Genomic DNA, 12,263 nt, shown 5'->3' with positions numbered 1-12,263 from the left:
TTTCCAGGGTTCAAATAAGTTATTAATCGCGATTAATGATTTATTTGAGCTGTGGAAGGTAAACGCGGTTCTGAATATCTCTTAAAATCTGTCTCAAATATTGACTTCAATCCACGAATCTATCATACGATTTCGACAAGTGAAGCCGAGAATGCTACCTTCGAACGTCTTATCGAAAAGGGAACTCATGTCTTTATTCAAATCATGCCACAAAATGACAAGGTGGAAATGAAGGGCCTTTTGGAGGGACGTAGTAAAGAATAATGTTAAAGTTAATATAATTTCTAATTTCAAGCACCATCAGACGAAGACTTGCTCTAAAAAAGAGTGAGTCTTTTTTATGTAACTAAGCAATCAGTAATTTTTTTAATTTGTTTGCATAGGAAGAAAATAGGTAAACGGTTAATCTATCAATGTTTAGAAAATAACACCTGTTGAATGGTCTTTTAAGCGCTTACAAAAATATGTTGACACATTTTAGGTAAACGATTACCATAATGGTGTGAATGATATCATTTTAAAAAACAACGACCTTGAAGGGGGCATTATATGTCATCGCGTATGATGATTAATCCAGATAAGTTTGCAAGCGGGTTTGCAAATGCGGCACAACAACGGGATATTGATGAATCAAAAGTTGTAGAAGAGTCGAAAAAGTATCTTTTGAATTATTTAACGGCGTACTACTTGGTTGAAGACTTTAACGAAGTCGAACAAAAGAACTTTGAAGGACCACATGGACCGAATGACGAGCTACGGTTTGAGGACATGTCGTTTGAACAATTGATGGAAAGAGTTCGGAAACTAAATAAATACTAAAAGGGGAAATAAAATTATGACACTCATCTTGAATACTTGGATCTTTGAATCAGACGTAAAAAAAGGGGCTACACAGGCTGAATTAGTTGACCGTGTGGCTAAGCTTGGAGCAGATGGTATTGAAGTTCGACGCGAATATTTTAAGAATTTAGATAGTGAGTTATCAGATGTTGCAACAAGGGCGAAAGCACACAACTTAATTGTGAACCTCAGTGTTCCTGATGTAGTGTTCTTAGAAGATGGTTCCGTAAACCCTATGTTATCTCAATACTTCGAAGAAGGAAAAAAACTTGGAATTTCCAAGATTAAGTTCAACACTGGCCACTTCGTTAACTTCAAAGGTGATTTAGCTGAAGAATTTAGCAAGTTCCCACTAGATGAAATTGAAATGAACGTGGAAAACGATCAAACGCCAGTATCTGGGACTGTTGAAGCCATTACAAACTTCTTAAGTGCAGCTCATGACAAAGGCTTAACTCAATTAGGATACGTGTACGATTTAGGAAACTGGGCGTTCACTCATGGCGATGCAGTTGAAAGTGCCAAAGCACTTGCTAAATATACCCACTATATTCACTTGAAAAATACAATTGATAACAACGGTGAATTAACAACTTCAGCTGATTTGAATACTGGAATGTACGATTGGAAAAACATCATTTCATACTTACCAGGTGACGTTCAATTCGCGCTAGAGTACCCAATGGATACAGACGAACAAATTGCTGCTCAAATTAAATTATTTCGTACAGAGGTAGGTGCATAAACCATGGCTTCGACAATTAGTGCAATTTTACTTCTCGTTACGTTTGCTGCCTTTATCGTTTATATCGTTAAGGGTGGTAACCTAATGATTGGATTCTTCGTAATGGCTATTCTTTGGTCAATTATCGGTATGGTTCCGGCAGATCAAGTTATCCAAAAAGTGTTCGCTGAACCGGCGTTAAATTATGGGCCAACAATCATTTACATTGTATTTGGTTCTTGGTTTGGTCGTGTATTAGTTGAAAGTGGTATTGCTCCAGCAATCTCAGAGCAAACCAACAAGGTCGGAAAGAAACGGCCAGTAATTGCCGGCATTTTAGTTCTTTTTGTAACCGCCTTCATCTTCGTTAGTGCTTATGGTGTTGGTTCGGTTATTGCGATTGGCGTTATCTTATTGCCAATTATGCTTTCTGTCGGTATTCCACGAGACTTGGCCTTATCAGCATTCTCGTTGGCCATCGGAGCACCGATGTACATCAACGTCGTACTTTACAACCAAATTAAAGCCTTCTTCCCTAAAGCTGAATATGGCGGTAAATACTTAGTATTCGGTATCATTGCTGCACTGGTTCAATTAGCCGCAGTTGTTATTTTCTTCTTGATTCATCGAAAGAAGATTAACCCAGCTAACGCGGAAGAAAACTTGAGAATTATTGGTGCTAGCGGTGAGGGTGAAACGGAAGTTGCTAAAGTACCAAAGATTGCCTTTATTATTCCAATTATCCCTGTTTTGATGAACATGATCTTTCACTGGGATGCAATTCCAGCCTTGACATTAGCAACCCTACTTGCAATGTTATTAACTGGTAAAATGAAGAGTTACAAGGGATTTGTTAACTTCTTAAACGAAACTGTTGGTAAAGCGATTAGTGACATTGCCGGCTTAATCATGTTCTTGATGGCACTGATTATGTTTAGTGGTGCTGCTTCAATGGATGCCGCAAGATTCCGCCCATTGTTTGCTGCTATTTTGCCTCACAGCCACTTAGTTTTGGCATTAGCACTTGGTATCTTAGCTCCATTAGCCTTATTCCGTGGACCACTTCACGTTTGGGGCGCTGGTGCTGCAACGGCGGCTGTTTTATCAGGAACCGGATTGTTCAATGATGCCTTCCTTTTGCCATTGCTCTATGTACCAACCTTGCTTGCTGTCTCAACGGATATCACCCAATCATGGAATGTTTGGGGCTTGGATTACATGAAGGTTCAATCAAAGGACTTCTTGAAACTGGGAGTGCCGGTCATGTGGGTAGTATCGATTATTAATGAATTATTAGTCTTCTACTTCTTTGGATAAAACACCCCAACTTAAAATTTTGAAATGAGGTTATGAATTATGAGTGAAGTTATTACAATTGGTGAACCATTAGTTACTTTTGCGTCAGAAGAAATAGATAAGTCTTTGGTGGATGCTTTAAAATACCACAAAATTATGGGTGGGGCTGAATTAAACGTTGCCATTGGTGTTAAGCGGTTAGGCCATTCTGTTGAATATATTTCTCAAGTAGGTGAAGAACCATTTGGTCAATTTGTCATTAAGACCATTAATAGTCATCAAGTTGGGACAAAGTATATTTCTTCAGATCCTGACCACTGGACGGGTCATCAAGTTAAACAACTGGTTTCCAAAGGGGACCCACAAGTAGTAAACTATCGTAAGGGATCTGCAGCTTGTTACTTAAGTAAAGACGTTATTGATAAGGTTGATCTTGACGATGTAAAGATTGCACATATGTCTGGTATTTTCCCAGCCATTTCTGCAGAAGCTCAAGAATCATTCCGAAAATTATACAAACGTCTGAATGATAAAAATATTTTGACGACTTTTGATCCTAACCTTCGTCCTAGTTTGTGGGACAGCGAAGAGCAAATGGTTAAAACAATCAATGAATTAGCAAGCTACGCAGATATCGTATTGCCAGGAATTAATGAAGGTAAGATTTTGATGGGATCAGAAGATCCTGAAGAAATTGCTGACTTTTACTTAAAGGGCGAAAGAACTAACATTGTGATGGTGAAGGTTGGTCCAGACGGCGCCTTCGTTAAGAAGAGCGATGGTGAAAAGTTCACTGTTAAGGGCTTCAAGGTTGACCACGTTGTTGATACTGTTGGAGCGGGCGATGGGTTTGCTCTAGGTGTTATTACAGCACTGCTAGAAGGCAAGTCAATCAAGGCTGCTGCATTACGTGGTAACGCTGTGGGTGCATTACAAGTTCAAACGCCTGGTGATAATGATGGATACCCAACTCATGACGAACTCACTACCTTTTATGAAAAAGAAGGGGTATCTGAGGAAGCTTAATAATGAAAAAGGAGCATTAGTACAATAATGAAATTACAGGTTGCTATTGATCGAGTTTCACTTGAGTATGCTGCGGAGACAGCTGCTAAGCTGGACGGAATTGTCGATATCGTTGAATTTGGAACATCCTTGGTAAAAGATTACGGTCTTTTGAATATGACGCAGACAGTTAAAAGTTTGAAGCATGCACAGGCGTTAATTGATATTAAAACCATCGACGAGGGTGAATATGAGTTTCGTAAGGGATATGAGTCCGGTGCTAATATTTTAACCGTAATGGGTGGTTCATCGGTCGATACCATCAAAAAGGTCAGTCAAGTTGCACAAGAGGCTGGTCAGGAAATTTTTATTGATTTGATGGAAACTGATAATCAAAAGATGGCTGAAATTGCAAATATTCCAGATGCCATCTATGGTATTCACCATTCAAAAGATAACGTGAGTGGATTTGATGCTGTAGCAACTGTTGAACAATTTCATAAAGATTTTCCAGATATTAAGCGGATTTCAGTTGCTGGTGGCATTAATTTGGATACGGCATCAAGATTAGCCAAACAGGGAATTGTGGAAAGTGTCATCGTTGGCGGTGGCATTTTAAAAGCGGAAGATCCTGTGAAGGCTGCAAAAACATTTATGGAGGCAATTGGGTAATGAGTCTTATACAAGAAATTATGGGTGAAGTTAATCAGGTCATGGATTTGGTTGATCAAACCGAAATTGAAAATGCAGAAAAATTAATCCAAAAAGATAAGCGAATCTTTGTGTTAGGTGCAGGCAGATCTGGTCTCATGGCAAAGGGATTCGCAATGCGATTAATGCACATTGGTTACACTGTGTTTGTTATTGGTGAGACCATTACACCATCTATCCAAAAGGGTGATGTCCTTGTATCCGTATCTGGATCTGGTAAAACAGCAAGTATCGTTGAATTAACGGAAAAAGCGAAAAATGATGGCGTACAAATCGTCGCATTAACCAGTAAAGCTGATTCCAAATTGGGTCAGTTGGGGGATGCAACCATCGTCGTTCCTGGAGCAACTAAAACAGGAAGTGGCGTTAAGTCAATTCAATTGTTGAGTACGCTCTTTGACCAAAGTGTTCATATTACTCTAGACGTTTTGTGCTTATTATTAAGTCGGCGTGACAATACATCAAACGATGCAGCCAAAGCTTCTCACAGTAACATGGAATAAGGAGGAATCTTTACGATGTTGCAAAAATCAGATTATTTAAATAAAATTGCTGAATCTGGAATTGTTGCCGTTGTTAGAGGTAAATCTAAAGATGAAGCATTCAATGCGGCAGTTGCCTGTGTTGAAGGTGGCGTAAAAGGTATAGAATTAACTTTTACTGCGCCACATGCAGATGAAATTATTGCTGATTTAGCGGAAAAATATCAGGATGATGATAGTGTTTTAATTGGAGCTGGAACTGTTTTAGATCCAGCTACGGCACGATTAGCTATCGTGGCAGGCGCTCAGTTTGTCGTTAGTCCTGCTTTTTCAGAGGATGTTGCAAAGCTTTGTAACTTGTACGCAATTCCTTACATTCCTGGATGCATGACACCTACTGATGTTCAAAAGGCTTTAACCTTTGGCGCAGAAATCGTTAAAATGTTCCCTGGTTCAGTAATCGGTCAGAACATGGTTTCAGAGCTTAAAGGGCCATTCCCACAAGCTAATCTCATGATTACCGGTGGTGTGTCGGTGGACAACGTCAAAGAATGGTTTGCCAAAGGTGCAACTGTTCTTGGCGTCGGTGGTAAGCTGGTTGGACCAGCTGCGACAGGCGATTTTGCACAAGTTACTGAGAATGCAAAGAAGTTTGTAGCTGAAGCAAAAGCAGCTAAATAAATCATAAAAAGCTTATGGCGATGTGAGGAGTCATCTTCACATCGTCTTTGTTTTGGGCTATTCGCATTAAATGGTAAAATGGGCGTAATACTTTATTGAAAATGATGGTGGATTAGGTGAAAGAAGAGAAGAGTAAAACTGCAAATATTAAAGATGTGGCAGCACTTGCTGATACATCCGTGGCGACAGTATCTCGCTACTTGAATGGTGATTTTGGGAGAATGTCACCTAAAACTGCGCAAAAGGTTCAGGAAGCCATTGATAAACTGAATTACGTACCTAACTCTGTAGCACGGCAAATGAAGACGAAATCCAGTAGAATGATTGCCGTTGTCGTTTCAAATATTGATGATTATTTTTCAACGGAACTTTTTAAGGGTATTAGTTCTTTTTTAGAAAGTAAGGGCTATATTGGGATGCTTTTTGATGTTGATGCTGATATCGAACGGGAGGAGCGGTTACTCAAGGCGATTGGTGAGCAAAACTTTGATGGGCTAATTTTGCAGCCATTCAGTGATCCGCAGAAAATTAGGAATTTAATTAGACGGGACATTCCTATCGTAATTGTCGATCGTGAAATGGATCCCAACCCTTGGCCACAGGTTGTGACGGATAACTATGAGGCTGCTCGACAAGCAACTCAGTATTATAGCGACAAAGGGTTCACCCATGTCATTGTCATGTCGTCTGAAATTGAAGCTGCACGTACTCGTGAGGAAAGGTACAAGGGAATCAAGTCCGTTGGTAACAAAGTTAATGTGGTAGAAGTTCCGGAAAAATCTTATAATCATGCTGAAATCGATAAAAAACTGCTTAAGTTAATCCAAAATTCAGATGAAAAGACGTTAATTTTCTTCTTGAAGGAAAGATGGTTGCTTGAATTTATGCCTTCACTCTTGATAGAGGGGGTTGTTGATAATAAAACAGTCACTGCCACAGGATTTGCTGATACGGATATTGCACGCCAGTTAGAACCTAAATTAACATTAATTTCTCAGGATCCTTATTTGATGGGAGCTAGTGCAGCGGAAGTTATGTATGATATCGTTAGCGACAAAGAAGTGCCGGATGATAGGATTGTGATTGAGGCGAAGTTGGAATAAGCATGTAGTTGCATAAGTTTTTGAAATTTTATTAGGATAATTTAAGTCCCTCAAGTAAGAGGGACTTCTTTTATGCAGTTAAATTTAAAATGATCACATTTCAATAAAGAGGGAAAACACTCTGAAATTTCAGTTTCTAGTGTGAAAGTTAAAACACGCACAATGTTTTATAATGTTTTTTGTAAGGGTTTTCAATGGTTGGAGGCTTGTCTATGAATATTAAATAGGCAAATTACAAGTTTAATCCGAACAAGCCCGGAATCTTTCAATGGCAGTCTGTTGATGATGTATTTTTAATGGTCGTTGATTAATTAGTTCAAGTGCTGCTAGGATGTCATCAGTCGGTACTTGGCTAAAATTGGTTTTTTTCGGGAAGAACCAGCGTAACCGTCTATTAAAATATTCATTGGAACCTCGCTCCCATGGTGAATATGGATGGCAAAAATAAACTTTGATCTGATAATCCTGTTCTAAGGCCTGATAATTGGCAAACTCTTTACCATGATCAACAGTAATGGATTTTACTTGGGGACCGAAGGCCCCCATAAACTTGCCAAAGGCGGTGTTTAGAGCCTTAGCCGTTCTATTAGGGGCTTTGATGGCCCATAGAAGTCGGGTCTTACGTTCTACGAATGTAACCAGACATGATCGTGACTCACTTCGACTAGAAAGCACCATATCTACTTCCCAATGACCAAAAGCTAACTGTTGATTAACAGTTGTTGGCCGTTGTTCGATGGAAGTCCCACTTGTAAATTTCCCACGATTTTCGCTCACTCGGTGCTGGCGGACATTCCGATTGGGTAGATCAGTCAATTTGAAGGGGAGCCAGCCACGATTAAGCCAATTATAAATTGACGCAGTGCTCAAGTTATCAGCGGCCGCAATGGTTTCTGGTGGCCAGGTTAATCGTAAGTGATTGGTAATTAAAGTCGCTAATGCTGCCGTCAGCATCGAACGACGACCGCAATTCCGCCTTTTGCGATCTGCATCTTGCTGAGCTAATTCTGGATCATAAGGTTTAACCCGGTCCAACTCATAGCTAATCGTAGCTTTGGCGACGCCTAAGGCGTCAGCCATTACTTGGTAAGATTTATTCCCCTCATTGACCAGTTGTGCTAGTGCGCCACGTTGAAAACGTGATAAAGTAGATGTACCCAAAGTAATCACTCCCTATATTGGTTGGAATTAGCTACTACCATTGTAAGTGATTGCTTTGGGCTTTTTAATTTCTGTTCGGATTAATTATAGAATTTGCCCCATAAGCAAAAAAAATCCAACTTTTTAAAGTTGGATTTAATACATAGTAAATTACTTGAATATGATGAATTTTTTATTAGCTGTGATATAGTGACCATTACTTAATTGAAATCGAGTCGTTAGATGATGATGAATAATCTTCTTAATAGTTAGTGTATCGTTTCTTCTATCAGATTGGATTTGTTTGGATAACCTAGCATCTTTGTATTCGTTAAGATGGTTAGCAATGACCTTGATCTTTAAGGCTTTAGGTAAAGAGGTATAGTAAGCATTTTCTACAAAATCTTTACGTGCCGTGATGTAACCTTGTAATTTGTCTGTCTTGGTATGGTGATTGACGTCCTTAACATAGTATCGAACCTTACCATTCTGGTTTTTAATGATTTTGGTTACAACAAACATTGGCCGGTTGATCCGCTTCTGCTTAGCATAACTAGCTTTGATTTGCAGTTTATTAAAAACAGGAACCTGGTAAAGATTAATCTTCTTAGTGGCGTATACAGCGGAATTAACGTGAATACTGCCGTATTTTTTGATAATTACCGCGCTTTTTTCAGGTTTTGAACTAGGTGTGGTTGTCGTAGGTACAGCATTAGAACTTGAAGTTATCGGAGTATCTTTATTTGCAGGCGGATTTTTGGTTGTGTGGGTTAAGATCTTAAATAATCCATTTTTCTCAAATAGATCACCTATTTTGAGAAGTAAGCGGTCATTATTTTGAGCTGCTTGAAATTGAATTCCTAATGGCAAACCATCTGAGCTAACGTAAGTTGGTAAACTGATGGCTGGTTCTCCAGATAGATTAGCTAACTGGGTGAAAGGTGACTTCGAAAGACCATGTAACCAAGATTCGTAGATAAGTTGCATTTGCTGGTCTGAATCTAAATTCTCGATAGTTTTTAACTTATTAACATCTTCTGATAAGAAAGCCGGATCGTCATTTCGTGGGGCCGCTGTTGCAGTTGTGGGAGTTAAATATAATGGATATTGCTTATGAAAATTTATCATTTGTTGATTGATAAGGTTTAGCTCATTCTGGTAAGTTTGTGAGGCTGTTGTGGGAAGTTTTTTAGAGGCTGTTGTGGGAAGTTTTTTAGAGGCTTGGTAGAGAGCCCAGGTCATTGGACTAACCTGATCAAAAGTCATATTTTGTTTGGTTTTTTGTTTAATAATGAAATTGGCAGTAGAACCACTGGATGTAGCACGTAGATAGTAGGCCTGCATTAATTTTTGACCATCAACTGGAGAGCCGACTTCAACTGGTTTAAATCCCTTAGTCCTTAAGAAGCTGACGGCTCGTTCAACGGCTTTAACAGCGTCTTTACTGACAGGGGTACCAACTGGTGATTTTGTTGAATAAGCAATTGTCATACCTTTTAAATTAGTTGGCGCTGATTCAACCTGATCAGATTTCTTGGGATTAAGTAGGCTATCAAATAGCAAGTTGGTATCTTCCATGGTCTTGGTTTCAGCGAAATTAACGGCGGCTGGGGTTGAGCTATCACCCGTGATGATACCTTGAGTGGGTTTTAAGCCAATTAGTCCTGTCCAAGATGCAGGAATTCTGATTGAGCCACCAGCATCGTTACCGCCGGCCAGTGGAACAATACCATCTGCGGTACTAGCCGCGGCACCACCTGAAGAACCACCAGGATTGTAATCGGTATTCCAAGGATTACTGGTCGCCCCGTAGAGTTTGGAGGTCGTTACATTGATTAATCCCATTTCAGGAAAATTTGTGACGCCAATAACGATAAATCCCGCATTTTGAAATGCCTTGGTAATGGGGAGTGTTGCAGATGTAGTGGCTCCAGCTGAGGGTAAAAGGCCATTCGTGTTTGGACCGCCGGAAATCAGCTGCATGAGACCCTTAACTAGTAAAGGGACACCATAGAATGGTTGCCCAGTATCTTTTAATTCACTGGCCTCCTGCAATGCGGCTTGCTCTCTGGAATAAATAACAGCGTTTAGAGTAGGATTGTCCCGAGCGAGTAAGGAAAAGGCATGATGAATGAGTTCTTCAGGCGTGGCTTGCTTCGCTCGAACCATTTTGGCAAGGTCGTTTGCACTAGCATCGCGATACTGAGCATCGGTGAGAACTTGACGAGTTGCATCAGCGGTAGTTTTTATCGGGGGATTGGTATCAGCTAAAGTGGGGATGGAAGTTGCTCCAAAGAACCCGAAAAATGTGGCCATGAATAATAGCATCAAGTATTGCTTGAATCTTTTAGAAAAATGTTTCAAATTAATTCACCGTCTTTCATTTTGATGGAAACTTTAGATATACATAAAAAATGATAAGCCATATAAAGTTTTTGTAAAGGCTTACATTTATACTGCGATTGTGCTTGTCAAACTACTCGATACCCGTAAATTCAAAATAAAAATTCATTTATTTGAATATGATTACATGTCGTTAATCGTACCTGTTTAGAAGCAGTTCTCCTCGAACTGCTATTTTTTTACCCTTTTCAAAAATTAGAATCCCAGTCTAATAGGCTTTTGATTCTAAAAATAAACTTTTTTTACCTTTTCAGATTCTTGAGTGCTTTTTCAAAATCGTTCTCATTTTTAAAAGTCAGTCATACCAGGCGATTACAAATTTTGATTAAAATCAAATAAGGTCAAAGATCGACTTACAACCGTTTTCACGAGCACTTGTTACCGTTTCCACGACCACTTTTGATTTGGGCTCTCATTTAATAAGATTAATTCTAACCATAGGCGCCTATGGATTCTTCGAAAGAGGTAATTCATAGAAATGGATAAAAACAGAATAGCGTATGAATTTTTAATGACGGGCGACCATGACAAAATCATTTATGGGGCGTTGAAGAAGCTCAGCATCCTAAAGGGCGATGATCGGTTTGACGACTTTGTACAGGAGGCGTGGCTATTTTTCCCAGAACTGTATGATCGATTTCCTGGTAATCCGGAAGCGGAACAGAAACGAGCACTGGCTTATTTTTACAATGCCCTATATCGGCGGTTCCTGAATATTTTGCGGTACCAGAAGTATCGGCAGGCTAGTCCAGAGGAAGTAGCCGATATCCTAGAACAGGACTTTTCTCAGAGTCAGATTGAGCAACAACGCCAAGCTGAGCAGCTATACGTTCAGGACCAATTAGATGCCGTCTACGCAAAAGTGGGGCGCTGTGAGCGTCACTATTTGGAAGACGCACTCGTTCATCAACTGACACCAACTGAGATAGCTCGAAAGCGTGGCGTCTCTCGGCAGACGGTGTATGGCTGGCGGCGTAGTGTACGCTATCATTTATCGGATTTTCAAAAATAAGCCTTTACACTTTTCTTACTTGAGGTGTTTGTATAACCGTAAGCGTTGGCCGACAATTACACACTAACTTGAAAAGAGGAACTCGAAATGGAAAAGACATGGAAACGCACCGGACTCACAATGGTTATGAAGGATGAAAACGGCACGACTCGCCACAGTTTCTCCAACGCGGTTCAAGCGCCGGCTGAAGCAGATATTGAAGCATTCGGTGAGATTTTAGGTACCTTAACGGGTAAGAAATTTGATAGTGCTGTCATCACAACCGCAGACGATGTTGTGACTAGCCCAGCTAAATAATAGGAGGAACGAATAAATGACTGAAAAACAAACTTTGCAATTCGTATTTACTGATGGAACGGGCGCTAAGCATATGCTTTCAATGCCTTACGCACTCCCAGACTTACCCCAAAACGTCTTGATGGAAGCTGCCAGTAAGATGGCCAAGTTGAACTTGTTTGCCAAGGATGGCGCTAAGATTTATGTAAAGGAAAAAGCGATTCAATACGTCACAACTTCAACGACTATCGTTTCAGAATATAAGTAAGCTTTTCAAATTGTAGACTCCCACTGCTTATCCGACTTTAGGTGATGGACCTGGTTGAGGAGGAGGCTGCGAAATGAAAAGAATTTGCTTAATGGCGACTGCTTGCCTGTTAATTGCGGGTGGTTGCTGGATCCGAAATCAACAATTGGTGACTGCGGGAGTGCAACTCCTGATGGTGACGATGAATGACTGTTAAAAATGGCCTTACCTGAAGTGAACCCACAAGTTTGGACAACTAAATTAAGCTACTAACTGATTGGCAAGTTCTCGGTATTGTACTGGTGACTTGCCTTTTAGCTTGGTCCTGATTCTACGGTTATTA

15 protein-coding genes are annotated in these 12,263 nt (G+C 40.0%); 13 read left to right on the top strand and 2 right to left on the bottom strand.

Annotated features, from left to right (window positions below):
• Nucleotides 1–51: 51 nt before the first annotated feature.
• The 9 genes from LOSG293_RS08760 to LOSG293_RS08720 all read left to right on the top strand — a co-directional run bounded on the left by LOSG293_RS08760 (nucleotide 52) and on the right by LOSG293_RS08720 (nucleotide 6,842).
• Nucleotides 52–264: a PTS sugar transporter subunit IIB gene (locus LOSG293_RS08760; protein ID WP_034529443.1), complete on the top strand. Its 213-nt coding sequence runs from the start codon at nucleotides 52–54 to the stop codon at nucleotides 262–264.
• Between the two features lie 285 nt (nucleotides 265–549).
• Nucleotides 550–819 (top strand): hypothetical protein, encoded by a 270-nt coding sequence (locus LOSG293_RS08755; RefSeq protein ID WP_034529441.1) that lies wholly within the window; start codon nucleotides 550–552, stop codon nucleotides 817–819.
• Nucleotides 820–835: 16 nt separating this feature from the next.
• Entirely contained in the window at nucleotides 836–1,585 is a 750-nt protein-coding gene (locus LOSG293_RS08750) for a sugar phosphate isomerase/epimerase family protein (protein WP_034529439.1), read from the top strand.
• Between the two features lie 3 nt (nucleotides 1,586–1,588).
• Nucleotides 1,589–2,881 carry a transporter permease gene (locus tag LOSG293_RS08745; RefSeq protein WP_034529438.1) on the top strand — a complete coding sequence of 431 codons (1,293 nt, stop codon included), beginning with the start codon at nucleotides 1,589–1,591 and terminating at the stop codon, nucleotides 2,879–2,881.
• Between the two features lie 39 nt (nucleotides 2,882–2,920).
• Nucleotides 2,921–3,886: a sugar kinase gene (locus tag LOSG293_RS08740; protein ID WP_034529437.1), complete on the top strand. Its 966-nt coding sequence runs from the start codon at nucleotides 2,921–2,923 to the stop codon at nucleotides 3,884–3,886.
• A gap of 27 nt (nucleotides 3,887–3,913) precedes the next feature.
• Nucleotides 3,914–4,537, top strand: coding sequence for an orotidine 5'-phosphate decarboxylase / HUMPS family protein (locus LOSG293_RS08735; RefSeq protein WP_034529436.1), 624 nt, complete (start codon nucleotides 3,914–3,916; stop codon nucleotides 4,535–4,537).
• Nucleotides 4,537–5,079, top strand: a complete 543-nt coding sequence (gene hxlB, locus LOSG293_RS08730) for a 6-phospho-3-hexuloisomerase (RefSeq protein ID WP_034529435.1) — start codon at nucleotides 4,537–4,539, stop codon at nucleotides 5,077–5,079. Before LOSG293_RS08735 ends, hxlB begins: the two co-directional genes overlap by 1 nt.
• 18 nt (nucleotides 5,080–5,097) lie before the next feature.
• A complete protein-coding gene (locus tag LOSG293_RS08725) occupies nucleotides 5,098–5,739 on the top strand; it encodes a bifunctional 4-hydroxy-2-oxoglutarate aldolase/2-dehydro-3-deoxy-phosphogluconate aldolase (protein WP_034529447.1) in 642 nt (213 codons plus the stop codon).
• A 116-nt stretch (nucleotides 5,740–5,855) separates the two neighbouring features.
• The gene (locus LOSG293_RS08720; protein WP_034529434.1) at nucleotides 5,856–6,842 is read left to right on the top strand and encodes a LacI family DNA-binding transcriptional regulator; all 987 of its coding nucleotides are present in this window, start codon (nucleotides 5,856–5,858) and stop codon (nucleotides 6,840–6,842) included.
• 240 nt (nucleotides 6,843–7,082) lie between these two features.
• On the opposite strand, the gene LOSG293_RS08715 is transcribed toward LOSG293_RS08720, so the two are convergent.
• Both LOSG293_RS08715 and LOSG293_RS08710 read right to left on the bottom strand, forming a co-directional pair.
• Nucleotides 7,083–8,003 carry an IS30-like element ISLsa1 family transposase gene (locus LOSG293_RS08715; protein WP_034529432.1) on the bottom strand — a complete coding sequence of 307 codons (921 nt, stop codon included), beginning with the start codon at nucleotides 8,001–8,003 and terminating at the stop codon, nucleotides 7,083–7,085.
• Nucleotides 8,004–8,153: 150 nt separating this feature from the next.
• Nucleotides 8,154–10,298, bottom strand: a complete 2,145-nt coding sequence (locus tag LOSG293_RS08710) for an amidase family protein (RefSeq protein ID WP_081919943.1) — start codon at nucleotides 10,296–10,298, stop codon at nucleotides 8,154–8,156.
• Between the two features lie 565 nt (nucleotides 10,299–10,863).
• Between LOSG293_RS08710 and LOSG293_RS08705 the strand changes: the two genes are divergently transcribed.
• The 4 genes from LOSG293_RS08705 to LOSG293_RS10285 all read left to right on the top strand — a co-directional run bounded on the left by LOSG293_RS08705 (nucleotide 10,864) and on the right by LOSG293_RS10285 (nucleotide 12,137).
• Nucleotides 10,864–11,397 carry a sigma-70 family RNA polymerase sigma factor gene (locus tag LOSG293_RS08705; RefSeq protein ID WP_034529430.1) on the top strand — a complete coding sequence of 178 codons (534 nt, stop codon included), beginning with the start codon at nucleotides 10,864–10,866 and terminating at the stop codon, nucleotides 11,395–11,397.
• Nucleotides 11,398–11,484: 87 nt separating this feature from the next.
• Nucleotides 11,485–11,694: a DUF1659 domain-containing protein gene (locus tag LOSG293_RS08700; RefSeq protein ID WP_034529428.1), complete on the top strand. Its 210-nt coding sequence runs from the start codon at nucleotides 11,485–11,487 to the stop codon at nucleotides 11,692–11,694.
• A 16-nt stretch (nucleotides 11,695–11,710) separates the two neighbouring features.
• Nucleotides 11,711–11,941, top strand: a complete 231-nt coding sequence (locus LOSG293_RS08695) for a DUF2922 domain-containing protein (RefSeq protein ID WP_034529426.1) — start codon at nucleotides 11,711–11,713, stop codon at nucleotides 11,939–11,941.
• 73 nt (nucleotides 11,942–12,014) lie between these two features.
• The gene (locus tag LOSG293_RS10285) at nucleotides 12,015–12,137 is read left to right on the top strand and encodes a hypothetical protein (protein WP_268870198.1); all 123 of its coding nucleotides are present in this window, start codon (nucleotides 12,015–12,017) and stop codon (nucleotides 12,135–12,137) included.
• Nucleotides 12,138–12,263: the final 126 nt, after the last annotated feature.

This window comes from Secundilactobacillus oryzae JCM 18671 (assembly GCF_000740055.1).
GTDB classification, from domain to species: Bacteria; Bacillota; Bacilli; order Lactobacillales; family Lactobacillaceae; genus Secundilactobacillus; species Secundilactobacillus oryzae.
This window is presented reverse-complemented; position numbering and strand designations above follow the sequence as displayed.

Coding starts and splice junctions, on each gene's coding strand:
- LOSG293_RS10285 (WP_268870198.1), top strand. CDS start 12,015: ATGAAAAGAATTTGCTTAATGGCGACTGCTTGCCTGTTAATTGCGGGT.
- hxlB (WP_034529435.1), top strand. CDS start 4,537: ATGAGTCTTATACAAGAAATTATGGGTGAAGTTAATCAGGTCATGGAT.
- LOSG293_RS08745 (WP_034529438.1), top strand. CDS start 1,589: ATGGCTTCGACAATTAGTGCAATTTTACTTCTCGTTACGTTTGCTGCC.
- LOSG293_RS08710 (WP_081919943.1), bottom strand. CDS start 10,298: ATGGCCACATTTTTCGGGTTCTTTGGAGCAACTTCCATCCCCACTTTA.
- LOSG293_RS08755 (WP_034529441.1), top strand. CDS start 550: ATGTCATCGCGTATGATGATTAATCCAGATAAGTTTGCAAGCGGGTTT.
- LOSG293_RS08750 (WP_034529439.1), top strand. CDS start 836: ATGACACTCATCTTGAATACTTGGATCTTTGAATCAGACGTAAAAAAA.
- LOSG293_RS08700 (WP_034529428.1), top strand. CDS start 11,485: ATGGAAAAGACATGGAAACGCACCGGACTCACAATGGTTATGAAGGAT.
- LOSG293_RS08695 (WP_034529426.1), top strand. CDS start 11,711: ATGACTGAAAAACAAACTTTGCAATTCGTATTTACTGATGGAACGGGC.
- LOSG293_RS08705 (WP_034529430.1), top strand. CDS start 10,864: ATGGATAAAAACAGAATAGCGTATGAATTTTTAATGACGGGCGACCAT.
- LOSG293_RS08740 (WP_034529437.1), top strand. CDS start 2,921: ATGAGTGAAGTTATTACAATTGGTGAACCATTAGTTACTTTTGCGTCA.
- LOSG293_RS08735 (WP_034529436.1), top strand. CDS start 3,914: ATGAAATTACAGGTTGCTATTGATCGAGTTTCACTTGAGTATGCTGCG.